This is a genomic window from Vallitalea pronyensis (genome assembly GCF_018141445.1).
Lineage (GTDB): Bacteria > Bacillota > Clostridia > Lachnospirales > Vallitaleaceae > Vallitalea > Vallitalea pronyensis.
Window position 1 is genome coordinate 6,018,345 of sequence record NZ_CP058649.1, and the last position, 18,801, is coordinate 6,037,145.

Consider the following 18,801-nt stretch of genomic DNA (forward strand, 5'->3'; position numbering starts at 1 on the left):
TCCTTCAAACATCATATTCCTTATATTATCAATAAATCGCTTGATTCATTACAGCCTGTCTTGATAGTTGCATATGCTGTTCAATAGGAATACCACCGTCTCAATTAAGATTTATGCTGTTTTCTATACTCACCTGGTGTTATGTTATGCCATTGCTTGAACCGCCTGATGAAGCTGTTGGTGTTACTATAGCCTACTGCCCATGCAATCTTATTCATGTTCATATCCGTTGTCTCAAGGAGCTCCGTAGCCCTTTGCATCTTGATTCTGGTCACATAGTTTAGGATTGTTTGGTCTGTCTTATCTTTGAAATATGCACTCAGTGCAGACTGATACATTCCGAAATGGTCTGCCATGCCAGCAAGTGAGAACTCTGTGTCCGTATAGTTACACATAATATAGTTTACCATATCGTGAATGAGCCCAAGCTCTTCTTTGTCCTTCTGTTTGATGATTCTTTCACAGAGATCACGACTCATCACAATAACAATATTGACAAGGTCATCTACAGTATCATAGTCGGACAAGGTGAATGCATCCGGAATATCCAGTTCCGTATCATCGAAGGCCTTCAGCATATTTTCACTTGCATGATAGATCAGGTTGATGATATCGAAACAAAGCCCTCTGACCACAAAAATCGGCGTGTTTTGATGTTTGATATAGTGAATGATGGAATCCAGTTCCTTTTTGATAGCAATGATATCACCAGCCATTAGGTAGGTACTGATCTTCATCAAATTCTCTTTTGGATAGGTGCTCAGGGAGGCTTCCTTAATAACAATATTATCGTAAGAAATGACGTTATCGTTACCCTTGACCAGCCTGTAATCAATGGCTGTTGATGCTTCCAGAAAGGCTTTCGGCGCAAAGTCGATGGATTCATGAAGATTGGATAAACCTATGGCTGTTGACAGGTTGGAATCCTCTCGCAGCTCTATCTGAAGCTGCTGGAGACTCTCTAGTACTGCTGGATAATCCTGTTCCTCCAGATTGATGAGCAGGGTAATCTTCCAGCAATCCAACTGCTGACATTCATAGACCGATACGGATTCTTCCAGCACCTCTCTTGCACTGGCTATAACCTCACCCCTAGCCTCAGACAACTGGTAATCTCTATTGATGTGTATCGTTGCTACCATACACCCTTTATCCACCTCAATGTTATAACGCTCTGCCATCTCATAGAGTATCTGCTCCTTGGGCTGTACACCTCGAAGAAGCTCCATAATCAATAGCTGTCGGCTTGCTTTGCTGGAAAGGGCCACTGCATCTGACAGTAATGTGTTTTGGCTTGAAAGATAGTCGAGAGACCGTCGAATGACCTCCAACTCGCCACTGTCTTCAATGGTATCTTGTGAAATGCTCTGGGAAAAACTTTTCAGGCGTTTGATGGGGCTGTAATTGATTCTCATGGCCAAGAATATAAAAGCCACCCCTAAACAAGCTATTAAACAAAGGCCCAGCAGGAATCCCCACTTCAGATCTTTTACTTTCTCAGAAATACTGGATTCAGGTGTTAACGTGATAAATTTCCACCCGGTTTCATTTGACTGAATCAATACAGCATAGTACCATACACCATTAATCACAATTCGATCATCTGTATACATGGCATCTTCCTTGATATCTATTCCCATAAAATTTTGAAACTCATTCATAATCAAGGCTTCACCACCGGGTGATGAAGCTATCCTATTGTTGTCAGCATCCAAAACAAAGGTGAATTTGTTGTTAATATTCATGATGCTTTGTAACTTTTCTTCAACCAAGGGACCAGGCACTGTAAAAAATACCGCACCATAGTACTTACCTGTGGTCCGATTCAGTGGAAAAAAATAAGTGACAGCTTCATACGCCATACTCTCGATTGAGCGGATTGTTTCTTTAGGTCTGACAAATGGTTTTTCTATGTTTTTGACTTTATCCATGAATGCTTTCCTATCCCAAGCATCAAAATCAAAATACTTATTAAAGAAAAGGTCAACGGGAATAGAACCTGTCGATGATATGACATAATTATCCTCCTTATAATAATAAAACATCTCTTGAATCAATGGATTGGTTATGGCAAGAATGTTCATATCCTCAATCAGTTCAACATATCTTAGAGGATCGTCAGCAAAACGCGTTGTGGATTCGAAAGTTTCCAAAAATATGGCATTGCTGATTTTGCTCAATTGAAGCATGTCCGTATCAAAGCTTTCTTTCACTTGATAAAGAGCGTTCAATTCATTGGTCAAGACTTCTTTTTCAAGGGTATCCAGGAGGTTTGCATCAACATAAATACCAATGACCAGCAATGGTATCACCAATAATAGAAGATAGGAGAAAAGGTATTTGTAATAATAGCTCATTTTGTTATACCAACGACTCATTATGACTCCTCCTTGATGGTTAGGGAAAAAGGCTGTAAGCATACACATCAGAGAAATCTGACATGTATGCTTTCTGCTTTAACAACTATTAGGTCAATGAGCAACCAATCAATTTGATTGGCCAAATGCAGTGTAACGGGTATTGTGAATGTCGAGCATTTCCTCAACACCCATTAGCTTCATTTGCTTTTGAAACTCTTCCCATTCCTCTTCAATACCTCCTTCTAGAAGCCAAATTGCCGTCTTCTCTTTTACAAGTGTATCAAGGTCTCCACGTATCTCTGCAACTCTTAGAGCATCTTCTGGCTCCAGATAATAGGGTGGTAAAAATGGATTTGTCTTATGTTCCAGTGCCAACATGTCGTATTCATGTTTCTCAATATGACCATCACCCATCTCAACATGTTCATAGAATTCTTCCGAAATTTGATGGAAACTGTTTGCACCAGTAGATTCTGCATGTCTAAACTCATCATTGCTCATACCTTCAGGAATGTTGGCTTCACGGTATATGCCATCTTCACCTTTGACCATGGTGTCACCTCTGAATAAGCCATGGCCCACTTCAGGCGTTGCAATATAGTCTATCCACTTCATGGCTACCACAGGATCTTTGCAGACTGTTGTTATGGCAAATCCGCCTTTTCCTTTGAGGTAAGCTGTTGCGTTATAGGTATAACCATAGTCACCATTTGGACCTTCAAGAGGTGGCATGTAAACATACCCAGACTCTCTCCAACTACTACCAAACAACCATTGAAGTGACCAGAAGCTTGCACCACCTACTGTTTTATTAGTCAGCTTAGACTTGTATACAGGCATGTTCTGTGAAAAGGCTTCAACATCCAACAGGCCTTCTTCATAGAGTTTATGAAAGAACATAATGGCTTCCTTATACGCTTCTCTGGTTGGCGTATAAACAACTTCTTGATTAACGACTGTCATTTTTCCTCCATTATCCGAAATACCAAAGGAGCCGAACATACCGTTAATACCAGTCACGTTATTATCATACATGAATGTGAACGGTACTTCACCTTCACCAGCAATTTCTTTGAATGCCTTAAGCATTTCATAGAATTCTTCTGTTGTCTTTGGTACATCCATCCCTACTTCATCAAGCCACGCTTTGTTGATGAACTGGGAACTGGGCACTATATTCTGGGTAGCATTGATAGATGGTATAGCATAAATATGACCATCTGGTGCAGTGATGTACTCTCTAAGCCCTGGTGTTTCGTCTATGAGCTTTTTGATATTTGGAGCATGTTCTTCAATAAGGTCCTCAAGAGGCATGAAAACCCCCTCAGCCGCCAATTTGATGACTTCGCTGTCCTCAATGACATAGGCACCCCAGAAAGCATCAGGCCAGTCGCCACTGGCAATCATCAAATTCTTTTTTTCTTTCCAACTGTTCTCAGGTGTGACATCCCATTCAATATGGACGTTGGTGGCGTCTTCTATTGCCTTTATGTATGCCAATTCTTCAAAGGGTTTAACAATGGTTTCTCTTTTCTTGGCTGCAATCCTAAGTGTCACCGGTTCTTTAACAATCGGCAGTCCTTCTTCATGAAGCATTGAAGTTCCTACATCATCTGACTCTTTAGATGCATGACCTGCATTTTTTTCACTTGATAGATTGGTTGAATTGTCAACACGATCTGTTGCCCTCTGACCACACCCTGTTAATGACATTGTCATGGTCAAAACCATGACCCATACCCATGCTGTAATTTTTCTTTTCATTTCTATACCAGTCTCCTTCTCTTTGATTTTACTACAATTTATCCTTTAACGGAACCAATCATGACACCCTGTACAAAATACTTTTGCAGAAATGGGTAGATGACCAGCACCGGAAGGCTCGAAACGATGATGATACCGTATTTAATCAGTTCACCAATGTCCTTTTGATTGGTATCACTTAAATCCTCCACCATGGCATCCTGCATCTGATTCTCAATGAGTATGGACCTTAAAATCAGCTGCAGCGGATACAGTTTTTCATTCTTTAGATAGATCAATCCTGTAAAAAACTCGTTCCAGTGAGCAATACCATAATAGAGCAGCAAAACAGCGATAATGGGTTTTGACAGTGGCAATACCACCTTTACCAGATAGGTTGCGTGACTGCAACCGTCCAGAACGGCTGCCTCATAGAGGGTCTCAGGAATACTGCTCTTCAGGAAGCTCCTGGCAATAATCACATTGAAAACATTTACCGAATTCAACAGGACCATGACAAGCCATGTATCCATCAAACCGATATTCTTCACTTGCAGATATCTTGGGATTAGCCCGCCGTTAAAATACATGGTAATCATCAAAAATATCATCACGTATTTTCCAATGGAGAAATCTTTTCTGGATAATGGATATGCAAGCAATATGGTCAGCACAAGGTTAATGCTTGTACCGACAACGGTGTAGACGATGGTGTTGCGGTAACCGATCCAGATCATGTCATCCTTAAGTATTCTATGATACCCTTCCAAATTGATTCCTTTGGGCAGGAACCAGACATTACCCGTATTGATGGCCGTTCCATCAGATATAGACGCTATGATGATGAAGTATAATGGATACATCACCAAGAGCAATGCTGTGACCAATATCACAGTCTTTACAATATCAAATACTTTATCATCATTTAAAACATTTGTTTTTATCATTTATTTATCCTTTCTCACCATCATGTCTGTTACCACAGACTGTTCTCAGAGAACTTTTTGGCAATTCTATTGGCAGTCAGCAACAGCACTACATTGATGAGTGTATTGAAAAGACTGACGGCAGTGGAGTACTCGAATTCCATCTGTAGCAAACCTACCTTATACATGTAAGTTTGAATGATTTCTGATGTCTCAGCATTCAATGGGTTTTGTAAAAGAAAAGCTTTCTGAAAACCTACATTCATGATTCGGCCAAGATTCATGATCAGCAGAATGATAATCGTTGGAGCAATACTCGGTACATCTACATGTCTGATAATCTGAAGCTTGGAGGCACCGTCCACCTTTGCAGCTTCATATAGCTCAGGCCCCACACCTGCCAGTGCTGCCAGATAGATGATTGTTCCCCATCCTGCATTCTGCCAGATACCTGATGCAACAAAGATTGTTCTAAAATACTCAGGTTTTCCAATGAAGTAAACGGCTTCACCACCAAACAATCGAATAACATGATTGACCAATCCTGTGCTAGGTGACAGAAACACATTGAGCATCCCCACCAAAACCACAATGGATATGAAATGAGGTGCATAGGTTACTGTCTGAACCAATTTCTTAAACTTCATGTTCTTAACCTGATTCAGAAGCAGAGCCATGATAATCGGTACTGGGAACCCAGCCGCTAACTGAAACACACTTAATAGCAGCGTGTTTCTAAGAACCCTCCAGAATTGGTAGGACTTAAAAAATCTCTCAAAATACTTAATTCCTACCCATGGACTTCCTGTTATACCATCAATGGGTCGAAAGTCTTTAAAGGCAATTTGAATCCCATACATGGGCCCATAATGGAAAATCAAAAAATAGATGACCGCAGGCAGTATCATCAGATATAGCTGGTACTGTTTTGCCATATGTTTTTTCACTCTTAATACCATTGTGTGTTCCTCCATATTGTTTTAATAAGGTCTTTTCTGTCAGCCCTTACCTGTACATCCATCATACATGTCACGGACTTTTGTGTATATCTCCAATGTTTAATCCGAAGGTACACATTTTTTAATAACACTCTGAATGCTATGAAAACACTGGCTTTACAGGATATTTTTTTAAATTATGAGGGTATGGGAATAAAAAATGTAGGCACCAAACCATACCGTATATTCATTCCTTCTGTTCAGTACAAAGTGACTACGAAGCGTCTTGGGAAGCAAGTTGTTCCCTTAAGAAAGTATCCTTGACGCTTATGAATGCTCCTATGTCATATGCTATATTGAGAAACTTTTTTGTAAGATAAAAAAAGAGATGTTACTGTGTGTAACATCCCTTAAGATACGTATACTTATTATTACAATACAAATACAAAGAAAAAATCCCCTTCAACCACAGTCAAAGGGAATATCATTTCTAACAAATATCACATGTTTATCATGATAAACTCTTGATACTAACGTTACGACGATAGTCTATCTAGAATAAATTTACACATCTCTATGGTATGATAAGATGATTTACCTAGATCGCCCTTTAACATGTCCTCAGGCTCTCCTTGTTCATTGACAGCGAAAAATTCACAGCCTTTGTCATAATCAACAAACATTTTTTCAAACAGTTGAAGCACTTGCCGGACTTTGTCAAAAGGTACTATATTAAGATGACACATGGCATTAATCCATTCTGAATGTTCCCACCAAATTCTTTTTGAACTGGCTGCTTCCCCTGTTTCGGGGTTAATAGATTCTGGTAAGCCTTTTGTTAAAGCTTCTTTCATCCATGGTTTTTTTAATGTTTCTAGATAGATATAATAGCCATAAGCATATAGGTTTTTGTCTCCCAATAATGCCTTATACTTCTTACTACTCATAAAGAACCAAGCCAATTGGAAGAAATGACCAGGCAATACTTCCTTATCCCCAACATCATTGAAATGTCTGTCTAGCGTTACTTTTATCGTATTATTTCTAAAATCATATAAGTACTTATGGCCTAATTTATAAGCCTCTTTCAGCCATGGTTCATACTTTTCTTGATTTATCACATCCACAAGATATAACCTTCCTAGAAAAGAAGTAACTGGATACATAATAGTTTGTAGACACTTGCTGTCATAATCTTTATCCTTGTCTAACGAATAGTTAAAGACAAATCCACCTTTTTCATCATCATGAAACCGCTTAACATAGGCATCAAATAGTTCATGAATCATTTCTAGAATATCTGGATTATGGGTCTTTTCATAGTATGTAACGAGACCATTGAAACCATAGGACTGCTCCCATATATTTAACCCATCATGTAGATGAGGCTCACCTTTCTCATTAACTGTTGGTATGAAATAGGGTCCGTATTTATCTTTTCCAATCATATATTTCTTAATGAACATAACTGCCTCATAGGCTTTCTTTCTCATTTCTTCATCTGATTCATGCATCACAGATGAAGCTTCCATCAAGCCATAGACTAAACGACTTAATCCAATAATATGGATATTTGTATTCTGCACCGTACCGCCATTATCAACTTCGCTGTAAAACACCTTATTTCTGTCATCATAAGCATGATCAAGGAAAAAACGTACATTGTTTCTCATTATTTTATGAATTTTATTGACCATTATATGCCTCCACTTTCTAAACTATCCGTGCTATGTGACTTGTTCTTAGTGTATGACTATTTCGGTTAAGATTAATTTTTTGATTAACCATCAAATGTCTGCTTTAACGCTATAAGCTGTTATAGCTTTTCTTTTACAATTTTTTCAATGGATAATAAAGTCTCTTGACTCATTTCCCATTCTAAGGCTTTTACATTGGCTAATACTTCTGATTCGTTAGCTTGCGTAGCAATAACAGATGTGATACCTTTTTTTGCAACCAAGTAATTCACTGCTACTTCTGCAATGGCTTTACCTTCTAATGCTGGTAATTTTAGAATCTCGTCTATAGCTTTTAAGTGATTTAATCGTTGTTTACCCTGTAACTTAGGATTTTGATTTCTCACATCGTTCGTTCCAAAAACTGTTTCAGATGTGATCTTTCCAGTTAATAAACCTTGGAATAAAGGTGAATAGGGCAGGAAAGCCATACCTTTCTCAATGACGGCTGGTAAAACCTCACTGTTTACACGGTATTGAAGTGGAATGTTATGATATGCATCTGCATCAAGTTCCAGCATGTTGAATAAACCTTGCATGGAGGCAATCTCTACAATCTCGCTTGCTTTTTCTAAATCTGAAATAGAATAGTTACTGAGTCCAATATACTTAGCTTTACCTGAAGCTTTAATTTTTGCCATGGCTTCAATGGTCTCTTCTAATGGTACATCTTTGTCTGTTGGCCAATGTACTTGATATAAATCAACATAGTCTACATCCAGTCGTTTTAAACTATCATCAATTTCTCTCATGATATTTTTAGCGGACACATCGTTATAACCATCAAAGTCTTTCGTCCAAGGTAATCCTACTTTTGAAGCGATAAAAATCTCATCCCTGTGACCTTTGATGGCTTTACCAAGAACCTCTTCCGCATGACCAAAGCCATAAATTGGGGCAACATCAAAAAAATTAATACCCAATGCCATTGCTTTTTGAATGGCTCTGATTTGATCATCATCCGTATGATTTGTCCAGTTACCTTTGCCTGATGCACCCCAACAGCCAAATCCTAATACACTAAAATCCCAATCAATTTTACTTACGCGTTTTGTTTTCATGTTATTCCTCCATTACATTTTACAGAATGATGGTTATAAAACATCAATAAGCTCCCATAACTCAGCTCGTTCACATTGACGTAATGCCAATGTTTTTGCATAATCCCCATCAAAATCACCATCAGGATAGCAAGCTTTGTAAGCGCCCCAGTAATCTAGTTCTTGTAATTTATCAAAATCGCTAACAGCACTTACGGTAATATACTGATAGCCAACGCTGGTTCCATGTGGAAACTCTAACTCGTATAATGCCCACCAGTCTTGAATGCCTTGATCGACTAAGTATTGATGTGCTTTTTTCCACACTTTATTTTCCATAGCAGCGTATTTGTCTTTATGACATTCATCAACCGTCATAAAAGCCACTTTTAGGTATTTACTATTGGTAAGGGTCTTATCAATTGGCCCACAAGAATCGATTAATTTACTCAGTTCAGAAAACATTTTCTTTCTGCTGTCTTCTGTCATATCTTCGAACCCATCGTAACCTTTTTCAGGGTCTGCTTCTGCTACCATGTGTCTTGGATATACATTGCTTAATCTTGAAAAATCATCATAGGTATTGATGGTTACATAGTTGTGTCTAGCACCTTCATAAGCATAATGTACTTTGTACAGATACCAGCCTGAAATAATACCTTCATCCAATCTTCTTTTGTGAACACCTTTCCACGCTTCTTCCGTTTTGATGTACACATCTTGCAGCCTGTTCACAACCTTCATATACTCCATAATTGCATAATGTTTCATCGTTTTCCCTCCCTATTTTGTTAGTGGACAATTGACAATGATGTCGTTGTTGACTTTCATTGCCTCCATGGTTACCATATTACCTGCTACCTTGTTACCATTTAGTATAATTTCAGTTACCTTCATCCCTTCTTTTTGATGCATGTCAATGTTCAACGTCTTACCGCGAAACACTCTCGTCAAGGATACATCTTTAAATGCTTTAGGCAGCTGAGGTTCAATTTTAAGTCCGTTCTTTTTTCCTTTAAGTCCAAATAAACCTTCAACAAAACATCTATAAATCCATGGCAAGGAGCCTGTGTTCATGAGATGACTGGATTTTCCAATGACTCTTTCGTTATGGGCTCCACGATAATAGTTTGGTATGTAAAGGGGCAAATGTTCCCGTTGCTTCATGTCATGTTCATCAGGACCTGGTATTAGTGTACGCAATATATCATAGGCTTTTTGACCATATCCTTTTTCGTACAGTGCATAAGTATAAAAGGCATTGGCATGGCAATAAATGGAACCGTTTTCTGCTGTACTCGGGTGTTTTTGGGTTACACGACCTATTTTTTCATGCATATAGGTATAACTTGGGGCAAGCAACGTGACACCATATGGGGTTGTTAATCGTTCCTCTACAGCATTAACAAGGAGGTCTAAACGCTCTCCTGATGCCGCTCCACACAAAATACCAAAGGATTGTGTGTTTAAAAATATCTGCCCTTCATCATCTGTCGATACACCAAAAGCTTCTCCATCATCGTTAAATCCACGAGCATACCAGCAACCATCCCATGCAACATGATTTAATGTGTCGTTCATGGACTGAACGATTGATTCGAATGTACGAACCCTTTTATGATCTTTAAAAAATTGACAAATAGGCAGCCAAACTTTCATAGCGTAAACAGTTGCTTGAGAAAGCCATACCGATTCACCCCTACCCTTGTAACCAACCATGTTCATAGGGTCATTCCAGTCTCCTTGACCAATATAGGATAATCCACGTTCTGAACGGTCAAGAATTAACCATTCAATGCCTTTACAAACATGTTTATAAACTGTTTCAGGTGTTTCGTCATCTGCATAGGGGACTTTTTCATCTAAAAACCCAACATCATTTGTTTCATCTAAATAGGCACCAATGGCAAAAGCCGCCCAAACACAGTGATCTCTATGTGGGACTTGGTTCACATACTTAAGTTCTGCATCCTCTGTCAGTAGAATGCCATCAGGCATTTCACCATTAATACTTTGTTGACTAAGGGCTAACTTATATAAGTCTTTCACATGGCCTGGGTCCAAATAAGTCATAGCCATGGTGTCTTGAATATGATTTCTCGTTTGAGGATCGGTTACCATTCTTAAGGTTTTCGCATGATATACAATCTGCTTAATTATCCAGTGGTTTATAAAGTTATTAACGGTTTCATCAGGTGTTTGAATCTGAATACAACCTTTGTTTTCTTCATACAGGTTATTAAATTGTTCAACAGCGTCATTGATAGCGTTTGGATATAAGTATTTATTCTTCATGGTAAGTACTTCATCTCTGTTATTGGCTGGACCAAAAATAAAATATATGGTTTTAGATTCATAAGGACTAAGCTCTAACACATGTTCCATGGCACAAATTGTTGTTTCATAAGATGCTTCTGTACAGGATAAACCCTCATGCCTAATGCCATCAGGATTTCTTAAGCCACCATAGCCTTCAAACTTTGCCGAGTTAGCTTCCCATGTAACCGGTTTCACATGGGCAATAAAATAGACATAATCCTTCATCTGCTTCACTTTGTCGTAGTCTTTTAATTTTCTGTAAGGGGTTAAGGCATAGGCTAGCATGCCACCCAATTCGTCATCATAATGACCTTCTGTATTCATCCAAGAGGGAAATCCTACAGGAAAGTATGGGTATAAGGATACTTTTTGTGGTTCATCTTTTTTGTTCCTAACGGTAACTTTCCAAAGTTCTACCACATCATCACCATAGGGTAATGCAAACTGAATCACCACTTCCATACCATCTTTTTCAGCCGTCCATCTCACATCCGACAAACCAGGTTCAAAGTCATACACATCTAATTCCATGTTCATAGGCATCGATGGTGCTGAAAATATGGACTGGGTGTCGTGATTCTTCAAATAAAAAAAACGTCCAGGATGATGGTCAAAATATTGTGGTTCTGGGGCCATAGCTGCCTTCTCAGACTTTTGTGGCGCATGGGAATACATGGTTGGTTCTGGCTGCATAAATTGTGTTTGTGAAAACCCCATGGCCGTTACATGGGCCAACACACTGTTATTCCATAAAAATGTGTCAGCCTTTGGCATGATTTTCTGATCCCGTAGATGATATCTTTTACCATCCTTACTAAAGTGCATTTTCCTTTCTAATTTCATAAAATCCTCCTATTTAGTTGCATCAATGTCTAATACTGTCTGCCTGTAAGGTGGAACTTCTATTATCACCCTATCCCTTAACGGCACCTGTTGTAAAGCTTTTTTCCACTTCGTTGCTCATGAATATGTAAATGATCACTGTAGGTAACGTTGCAACAACCAGTCCTGCACCTAACTCTCCCCACCGGGTGGCATACATGCCAACCATGCCCATTATGCCAACTGTTAATGTCTTCACTTCTTCTTTGCTAATAAAAGTAATGGCAAACATTAACTCATTCCAGCAAGCTAGAAAAGTGAAAATAGAAACGGTTGCAATGGCCGGTTTTATAAGGGGCAACATAATCCTTCTAAAAATTTGGAATAAGTTAGCGCCGTCCATAAATGCAGATTCTTCCATTTCTTTTGGAATGGTTTGAAAAAATCCTACAAATATGAAGATAGCCATTGGAATAGCAAACGCTGTATACGGTAATATCAATGCCATGTGGGTATTATAAGCACCTGTTTTCTTCATCATAAGAAATAAGGGTAATAAGATGGCTTGCATGGGAATCATTAACCCAAGCAAGAAAAAAGTCAACATACTACCTTTAAATCGCCATTTCATTCTAGCAATAGCATATGCCGCCATAGCTGATAATATGTTAGAAAAAATAATGGTTACCACTGTTACAAAAGAACTATTTAATAAGTATTGTATCAAGTTCCCATTAACCAGTACATTGGTATAATTAGAAATCATAAACTTTTCTGGCAATGCCATGGGATTGGCACCAAAAATTTCTAAGTTAGATTTCAGTGAAAAAGTTAACAGCCAGAACAAAGGATATATTTGAATGAATGCAATGAGCATTAAAATGATATAGGACACATATTTCTTTTTTCTTATTTTATGGATAATATGCACTTCTAAGCCCCCCCTAATATGTATGTGCTTCTGCTTTAAAGCCTCTTTGAATGAACACAGTAAATAACAGACACTCAATCACAATAAATATTGCCATTGCACTGCCTAGTCCATAATTATTTTCAGATAATAATACGCGATACATAATCGTCGTTGGCACTTCAGTAGAATGAACAGGTCCACCTTTTGTCAGCACATAAATCAGGTCAAATGTCTTCAAGGAACCAATAAGTGCAAAGGTTACACATACTTTTATCATAGGCTTAATCAACGGAATGGTGATGTGCCTAGCGATTTGAAGGTTACTTGCACCGTCTACTCTGGCTGCTTCAAGTATCGTTTTAGGTATTGATTTAATGGCTGAATACAGTAACAACATATGATACCCAATATACTGCCAAACACAGACAAAGAAAACACATGCCAAGGCTGTTTCAGTTGAAGCTAACCAAGATTGTTTAAGATTGTCTAGCCCTATTGCTGATAATAAATAGTTCAATACACCATATTTAGGTTGATATACTTTTAGCCATAATTGCCCAATAACGGTTGTGGAAATAATAACAGGGATGAAGTACACTGTTCTAAAAAACTTTTCACCTTTCAAACCCTTAGATATAACGATGGCAAGAATAAGTGCGATAGGTACTTGTATAAATATGGATAATAAGGCAAGTAACAGGGAGTTTTTCACCCCAATTGTAAACCCTTCAGGAAAATCTGCAAAGAGATTTTTGTAATTTTCAAACCCAATAAATACTTTCTCACTATAGCCATTCCAATCAAGAGTACTTAAGTATCCAGAATATGCAATGGGTATCATAATGGTTGTCACAAATAACAAAAATGCTGGAAATACAAACAGAAATATATATTTTTTATTGGATAATATTCGATCCATACGGTCCTCCTACACGATGTTAATACGCTGTGTAAAGTTATAACAAGATGCCTCATGATGAGAAACATCTTGTTAAACTTATACAATATGTGTTATGTCATTTAAAATTGCTACTTTATTCCCTATTCATTTAACGCTTGCATGCCTTTTACAAATTCATCTGCTGTTTTAGCTTGTGCAAATAAATCTTGTACTAGGGATAAATGGGTTGTCACATCAGCACCGCTTAGGAATGTATCCCATGCTACCACATAACCGTCTGATCCATAAGCTAAATCTACAATTTGTTGTACTAATGGGTCAACGGACGCATCACCTGCATCAATATCCCATACTGGGATTCCTGATCCTTGCAAGAAAGATTCTTTTGCCATTGCTTCCGTAATGTAGGCCACAAATTCGGCTGCTACTTTCTTATGTTCACATTTTTCACTTACCACAAGACCCTCTATGGCACCACCTAAAAATTGATTATTGTATGCGCTACCTTCCAAAGCAGGGAAATTGACTGCTACAACTTTATCTTTAACCAGTGATATCTCTTCATTTTGAATTTCCGCTGCCAGCCAGCTACCTTGATACATCATGGGGCATTCACCATTCAAAAGGGCAATTTTTGCTTCATCATAAGAAAATGCTAAACATGAAGGGTCAAATGCATCTGCTTCAACAAGGTCGAGTACCATTTGAGCACCATCTGCAAAAGCTTGCTGATCATAAGATGCTTCCTTCATAAGGGCTTGTGTTGATAGTTCTGTACCAGCTGTACGAATGGAGGCTATATTTTGGAAGAACATAGCATTCCATGCATCCTTCGCCCCTACAGTGATGGGTACAATACCTTTCCCATTAAAAACTTCAATGGCTGTCATAAGTTCATCATATGTCTCTGGAATCTTGACACCTGCTTCATTAAACATCTCTTCATTGCAGTATAATACACCTACCCATGAACTATAAGGCAATCCATATAATGCACCATCATACATAAAGTTATTTGCTGAAGCCATTTGAAGATTTTTTAAGGCTGCTTCGTCTAGATAATCGGTTATCTTTGCAACTTGCCCTGCATCCACAAAAGGTTTTGCAAAGCCAGCTCCCCAAGTAAAAAAGACGTCTGGTGCTTCATTCGCTGAAATTGCTGTTTTGATTTTCGTTTTATAAGCCTCATTTTCTGTGGCATCAATATTAATGGTTACGTTAGGATGCTCAGCCTGATACTGCTCTAGCGCTCTGTTAAAGGATACTGCATTCCCATCATTCTCAATGGTCCAAAGATGCCATACATCTAACGACACTTTTTCTTCTTTAGCTGGCTGCGTATTATTCGTTTTTCCCTCTTTTTCGCCTGCTGCACTTGGCGTATCTGTTTGTGCCTTTTTAGGACCACATCCAACAATTCCTAATACCACAACGAAGCATAAAAAAAGTGCTGCAAACTTTTTCTTACATTTGTTAAAACCACCCATGTTTTTCCCTCCATTTACTATTTTATTGTCACCTATATAATAACGAATGAAGATTCAAGTTGGAATAGAGTAATTTTACATAATTCTATAATAATTTTACTTGATTTATTCAGTAATATTTTTTCTATATTCCGTAACGGACATTTTCATATACTTTTTGAAACATAAACTAAAGTAGTTAGGATCAATAATACCGACTTCATTGGCAACTTCATATACCTTCAATTCTTTGTTTCTCAATCGCTCCATGGCTTTTTCCATTCGTAACTTTATAATTTGTTCCTTAAAAGATAGACCTTTTTTCTGTTTGTATATTCTTGAAAGATAGCTTGGGTTCATAAAAAAAGTTTTTGCACATCCCTTTAAGCTTAACTCAGCATCCGATAAATGCTCAACAATATACCGATCGACTTTAGCAATAATATCCGTATCTAAGTTACGTTTATACCTATTAATCGCTGTGACCATTTGTGTAACATAGGCTTTAACAAAGCTTTCTCCTTTACTCAATGTAACGACCTGATAAACATTTCCAAAATCATGCAGTTCTTTAAATTTCTTTGATTCATTTAAACAGTTTTGAATATTTTTATCCAGGGATAAGGTGAGAAATTCCAAATTGGAAATAATGCGGGTTATCTGAAATCGAAAGAATGGTTCTCTTTGATGCTCCATACATCGAATGCAGTCACTAATTCTTCTAAACAAGGTTTCAACTGTTTCAATGGCTTCCTTTACGAGTCCAGCTTTAATGTAAAATTTTAATTGCTCAAGCTCCTCTGTAAAATATGTCTCATCTAAATCCACTTCATTCATGATTCCCATGTCATCCATAGAGAAAATCGTATCATTCCCTTGTATTCTACCCATTTGCAACGCCTGTTTGGCTTCAAAGGCAGCGTCATATAACTTCGTAATGTTATCCTTCATGGTACTGATACCAATAATCATATCCTTGATACCACTTTGATTTAACACTTTAACATAATAATTCAAGACAGTTACCATATTAAAATGACTATTTGCATTATAGATATACAGCATGTTATTCACATCTGAAAAAAGATATACTTGCTGACTTTCTTGTCTTGCTCCAATGATTTCTTCAAGGATGATCTTACCCTTTAACATGCTTTTATACGCCTCTATTTTAGACCCATTGTCGCTATTTTTAGAAAAAAAGTCAATCATGCCAATTTGATGATGTTCAGATTCAACGGGTATGTCATACAGCTCACCATACTCATTGATGGGCTCTATAGCAACTTTTTGGGAAATAAGCTTCAAAAAAATGCGCTCTCTCATATACGCTTTCTCGTTTTCAATTCTTTCCAACAAGATATCATAGGCAATTTTTTTCTCAAGTTCATCATAAATATCAGCAACCATTTTTTTAACAACCGTTTCAATCTCTTCATAGTCTATAGGCTTTAATATGTAGCCTTCTATGCCAATGTCGATACCTGTTTTAGCGTATTCAAAGTCATCATACCCTGTTAAAACAACAATTTTTATGCTACTATCATTCTCTTTAATCTTCTTGGCCATGGCCAACCCATCAATGATTGGCATATTAATGTCTGTGATTAATATATCGATTGGGTGTTCATCCATATAATCATATACTTCTAATGCACTTGATGCTTTTAGAACCAGCTTACAACCCACACTTTCCCAATTAACTTTTTCACTTAGTAATTCACGAATTAAGTATTCATCGTCAACAATCACAACATGTAATCGCTCTTTAGTCATTTTGCACCTCCAAAGGCAGAATAATAGTAATGATAGTGCCTCTATTGGTGCTATCAATGATAAACCTACTTTCTGCTCCAAACATATGATGTATTCTTCTTATTGTTGCTGGAATGCCTACACTTATTTTTTTCATGTCCTCACCTTGCTCACTTTGCTGATTTTTTATGTAAACCACCATTTGTCGAATGTGCTCAAGCTGAGCATTGTTCATACCGCAACCGTTATCTTCAACGATTAGTGTTATAGAATCACCTTCTTGTTTTCCAATAATTTTGATTAACCCCTCCATTCCCATAGGTCTAATCCCGTGATACAGGCTATTTTCTATTAGCGGCTGCAAGATAAGCTTTGGTATTTTAAAATCCATGATGTTTTCGTCAACATCTATTTCCACTTCAAATAAATGATTATATCGTATATTTTGTATAAACAAATAGTTTTTAATGATATCCAGTTCTTTGGAGATGGTTATGACAAGCTTTCCATCACTTAAACTTGAGCGGTAAAATTTTGAAAGGGCTACTAAACTGTTGTAAGCTTCATCTGTTCTATTTAGCATAATTAAAGAACTAATAGAATCTAGCGTATTGTACATAAAATGTGGTTTGATTTGTTCCATGACTACCCGCAGTTCTGCTTTTTTAATTGTTTGTTGCTCTTTTATGACTTTATCGATTAACGCTTTAATTGTGACAATCATATAGTTATAGCCAGCTTTAAGACTGCCGATTTCATCATGATGCTCGCTTACATTAATGGATTCAAACTTTCCTTCTTCAACATCGTGCATAAGTGACGTTAGTTTAACAATGGGATTGGTAATATACCTTGCAATAAAGAAAGAACCATAAATAATCAATACACCATTAATGAAAATAATGCTAATAATCACGCCATTAAAGCTGTTAACCATGGATGACCGGCCTTCATTGGGGACCATTTTAAGTATTTTCCAACCATACTTTTTATTAAAAAACCCTGTCATACTGTATGTTGTACGAGCAATGGTAATTTCCTCATAAAATATTTGTTCATGATTTAATCTATTCATGTAATCTTTGTCATGAATGTACGCTATTGATTGCTCATCTTCCATGGTTGAGTAGGCATCATTCTCTATTTTAATAAGCACTTGCTCATTTTCCCCTAAGTTTAACACATTTAATACGGTACTTTCTTTTATGTTGATCATCATAAGCCCAATAGGTTGATGGTTTTTATTGTTATTAATCACTCTAATGAAAGTGAAATAGTTTGTCCGATCCTCATTAATGAGTCCTCCGCCATTTAAATTAAGAATGTATCCGCCTTTTTTCTCTAAGGCTTCTTGATACCAACTAATTTTTTTAATATCTTCTAAAACGATATCTTTATAGGTTTGTTTTTCAGATGAATAACTGTTCCCTTCATTATCAAACACATAGACAGAGGAAATTTTTTCATCAAATATAATAGAGGCTGCTAATATTTTTTCTATTTCATGGTGTGAAGCACTACTCTTGTTATCAATTTCTAGATTTCGTTGAATAGCAATATCCGATATTAACTCTTTAGAAAAATTATTGATGTCTTCAATTAGAAGTTCAATACTTTTATTGTTCGTATTTATTTTACTTATACTTAACTCATAGATTGTATTTTCAATATATCGATTTGTCATATTGATATATAAAGAGATACTTATGCCAACACTCAGCAGCACCAGTATAAAGTAGAACATCAGTATCTTAGTCCTAATTCTTAGGCCTTCAAATTTATTTAAAATTGTTTTCAACCAGTCCATTTTTTAGCCTTCTTTCAAAAAAATGTATCATTTCAACCTATCTTCCATAGTATGCTTATCTTTATTATAGTTATT

General features: G+C 37.2%; 13 protein-coding genes. All 13 read right to left on the reverse strand.

Features of this window, described 5'->3' with window-relative positions:
• Positions 1-104: 104 nt before the first annotated feature.
• Positions 105-2,378 (reverse strand): helix-turn-helix domain-containing protein, encoded by a 2,274-nt coding sequence (locus HZI73_RS25130; RefSeq protein ID WP_212696079.1) that lies wholly within the window; start codon positions 2,376-2,378, stop codon positions 105-107.
• A gap of 108 nt (positions 2,379-2,486) precedes the next feature.
• A complete protein-coding gene (locus HZI73_RS25135; protein WP_212696080.1) occupies positions 2,487-4,124 on the reverse strand; it encodes an extracellular solute-binding protein in 1,638 nt (545 codons plus the stop codon).
• Between the two features lie 38 nt (positions 4,125-4,162).
• On the reverse strand, positions 4,163-5,050 hold the full coding sequence (locus HZI73_RS25140) for a carbohydrate ABC transporter permease (RefSeq protein WP_212696081.1): 888 nt from the start codon (positions 5,048-5,050) through the stop codon (positions 4,163-4,165).
• A gap of 29 nt (positions 5,051-5,079) precedes the next feature.
• Entirely contained in the window at positions 5,080-5,988 is a 909-nt protein-coding gene (locus HZI73_RS25145; RefSeq protein WP_246552276.1) for an ABC transporter permease, read from the reverse strand.
• Positions 5,989-6,503: 515 nt separating this feature from the next.
• Positions 6,504-7,664 carry an AGE family epimerase/isomerase gene (locus tag HZI73_RS25150; protein WP_212696083.1) on the reverse strand — a complete coding sequence of 387 codons (1,161 nt, stop codon included), beginning with the start codon at positions 7,662-7,664 and terminating at the stop codon, positions 6,504-6,506.
• A gap of 119 nt (positions 7,665-7,783) precedes the next feature.
• The gene (locus HZI73_RS25155) at positions 7,784-8,764 is read right to left on the reverse strand and encodes an aldo/keto reductase (RefSeq protein ID WP_212696084.1); all 981 of its coding nucleotides are present in this window, start codon (positions 8,762-8,764) and stop codon (positions 7,784-7,786) included.
• A gap of 33 nt (positions 8,765-8,797) precedes the next feature.
• Positions 8,798-9,514, reverse strand: coding sequence for a hypothetical protein (locus tag HZI73_RS25160; RefSeq protein WP_212696085.1), 717 nt, complete (start codon positions 9,512-9,514; stop codon positions 8,798-8,800).
• Between the two features lie 12 nt (positions 9,515-9,526).
• Positions 9,527-11,905 (reverse strand): GH36-type glycosyl hydrolase domain-containing protein, encoded by a 2,379-nt coding sequence (locus HZI73_RS25165; protein WP_212696086.1) that lies wholly within the window; start codon positions 11,903-11,905, stop codon positions 9,527-9,529.
• A 70-nt stretch (positions 11,906-11,975) separates the two neighbouring features.
• Positions 11,976-12,815 carry a carbohydrate ABC transporter permease gene (locus HZI73_RS25170; protein ID WP_330619655.1) on the reverse strand — a complete coding sequence of 280 codons (840 nt, stop codon included), beginning with the start codon at positions 12,813-12,815 and terminating at the stop codon, positions 11,976-11,978.
• Between the two features lie 13 nt (positions 12,816-12,828).
• Positions 12,829-13,716: a carbohydrate ABC transporter permease gene (locus HZI73_RS25175; RefSeq protein ID WP_212696087.1), complete on the reverse strand. Its 888-nt coding sequence runs from the start codon at positions 13,714-13,716 to the stop codon at positions 12,829-12,831.
• Between the two features lie 122 nt (positions 13,717-13,838).
• Positions 13,839-15,185 (reverse strand): extracellular solute-binding protein, encoded by a 1,347-nt coding sequence (locus tag HZI73_RS25180; RefSeq protein WP_212696088.1) that lies wholly within the window; start codon positions 15,183-15,185, stop codon positions 13,839-13,841.
• A 105-nt stretch (positions 15,186-15,290) separates the two neighbouring features.
• Positions 15,291-16,940, reverse strand: a complete 1,650-nt coding sequence (locus HZI73_RS25185) for a response regulator (RefSeq protein ID WP_212696089.1) — start codon at positions 16,938-16,940, stop codon at positions 15,291-15,293.
• Positions 16,933-18,726, reverse strand: a complete 1,794-nt coding sequence (locus tag HZI73_RS25190; protein WP_212696090.1) for a cache domain-containing sensor histidine kinase — start codon at positions 18,724-18,726, stop codon at positions 16,933-16,935. Before HZI73_RS25190 ends, HZI73_RS25185 begins: the two co-directional genes overlap by 8 nt.
• Between the last annotated feature and the right edge of the window lie 75 nt (positions 18,727-18,801).